Below are 521 nucleotides of genomic sequence, written 5' to 3'. Positions count from 1 at the left end.
TAACCGGCAGTAGCGAAGCCCGTGGAGTTGTTTTGAATCCGCAAAGCTTCGCTCTATTGTTTCTTTTCTCATTTTGTAAAAGGTCTTTCCTTCGGGTGAGAGGCGATTCTCTCGAACCTTCTCTTTCTTATGCTCCCATACATGACGGGTGATAACCTTCTTATGGTTTTTAGATTTTGTACATTGAGAAAGCAACGGACAATCTTTACAGATCTTTGGGTTGGAATGGTATTACCGATATCCTTCACGATTTGTCGTTGCGTAGGTTAAAACTTGTGACCGAGGACAAATGTAAGTGTCTGTTTTATGATCAAACGTAAACTTCCATATAGGTAGTAATCCTTTTACGGTCGAAAATCTTCGTGAGCAATGACACCCATAATTCCTCTTTGGTCAAGTCCATGACAAATAGGCATGGTTAAATACCCTGCATCAAGTCCAACAGCCTCTAGTTTAAAATCGAATCGAGTACATTGCCGATCTAACCGTTCCAAGTAAGGGCGAGAGTCATGAACATTGCC

General features: G+C 41.5%; 1 pseudogene. It reads right to left on the bottom strand.

From position 1 onward, the window contains the following. Window positions 1–521 (bottom strand): annotated as a pseudogene (locus A33I_RS20185) (transposase); the annotation flags it as partial.

Origin of the sequence: Alkalihalophilus marmarensis DSM 21297, from assembly GCF_000474275.2 — a bacterium.
Taxonomy (GTDB): Bacteria; Bacillota; Bacilli; order Bacillales; family Bacillaceae_D; genus Alkalihalophilus; species Alkalihalophilus marmarensis.
The sequence above is the reverse complement of the archived record's forward strand: the minus strand, read 5'-3'. Positions and strand labels throughout refer to the sequence as shown.